Genomic DNA, 1,351 nt, shown 5'->3' with positions numbered 1-1,351 from the left:
CGTTATTGGTAACCACATCCTCAACTGGGCGCTACAGTTTGGTGCCTTTGAGAAGAATATTCTGGGCCCCAGTTCCAAAACGGCGCTTTTTGCCCTGAAACAGGGTGCGGATATCGATTCACTGGAAAACAACGGTATCACCAATGGCTCGGCGATGCGCATTTCTCCGCTGGGCTGTCTGCTTCCGCCCATGCCATTATCCGATTTCATTGATGCAGTGGCGCTCGCGTCTAGTCCAACGCACAAATCAGACATCGCCGTAGCTGGCGCGACCGTTATTGCCTGGGCGGTATCTCAGGGAATTGCGGAAAAAAGCTGGTCGGAGATTCGGACTGCATTACCCGCCGTGGCACAAGCCGCGCAGGAAAAACGCGTAACAACCTACAGCCCGGCCTTGTCCGCCCGTCTGCAATTGGCATTGGATACCGTGCAGAATGCGCCCGATGACGACACCGCGCTGGAGCAGATTTATCAACTGATTGGCACCGGGACGGAGATCATACAGTCCGTGCCCGCCGCCATTGCAATGGTAGAGTTGGCGCACACCGAGCCGAACCGCTGTGCCATTCTGTGCGCCAATCTGGGTGGCGATACCGACACCATCGGCGCCATGGCAACCGCTATCTGTGGTGCAATCCACGGTGTTGAAAGCATTGATTCGGATTTTAAACGGCAGTTGGATGAGGTTAACGCGCTGGATATCGATGCATACAGTTCTGCGTTAGCGCGGTTACGTCAGCGCCGCATGGCCGTTTGAACAAAAGCGAATGTGATCATGGCGTCTGTCCCCTTAAGGCAGGCGCTAGTCCTCTGAATAGAAGACATACATATCGGCACGGCAATAGTTGATGCTGTAATCGAGCGGACGCTGATTGATATCAAACGCCAGCGATTTCACCACCAACACGGGGAGCGTTGCTGGCGTATTCACACACTGGATAAACTCGTGCGACGCCGATTGCGCCGATACCCAGTTGCGCGTTCGAACCGGCGCAATGCCCTGGCTGCGGAAATACGCATAGAGTGAAATATCGATCTGTTCAACGTCGGTAATCAAGTGCTGTGGCACATAGTTCTCTTCAATGGAGACAGGCTCGCCGTCAATATCACGCACGCGTTTAAGAAGATAGACGTCGCAGCCCGCTGAGAGCTGCAAATGCTCCGCAATTTCCGCCCGGCAAGGGACTCGCGTTTTACTGATCCACAGCGTGCCCGGCGTTTTTCCTGTTGCCACCACCTGCTGGGAAAAACCCATTGCCGGTTTGAGGTGATATTCAAGTTGGTGGTTAACGTAAGTGCCGTAACCGCGACCGCGCACCACAATCTCCTGCTCGGCCAGCAGTTCCAGCGC

2 protein-coding genes are annotated in these 1,351 nt (G+C 54.8%); one reads left to right on the top strand and one right to left on the bottom strand.

Annotation, left to right across the window (positions count from 1 at the left end; all coding sequences use genetic code 11):
- Positions 1 to 757 (top strand): ADP-ribosylglycohydrolase family protein (locus J5224_RS27925; RefSeq protein WP_264628378.1); only part of this gene is annotated, 757 nt, incomplete at its 5' end.
- A 45-nt stretch (positions 758 to 802) separates the two neighbouring features.
- Here the strand turns inward: J5224_RS27925 and J5224_RS27920 are convergent.
- Positions 803 to 1,351, bottom strand: a 549-nt coding sequence (locus J5224_RS27920) for a GntR family transcriptional regulator (RefSeq protein ID WP_264628377.1), incomplete at its 5' end; no start/stop codon positions are given.

It is taken from the genome of Candidatus Symbiopectobacterium sp. NZEC135, from assembly GCF_025962695.1.
Note: the sequence above shows the minus strand (reverse complement) of the source record. Positions and strands in the feature narration are given on the sequence as shown.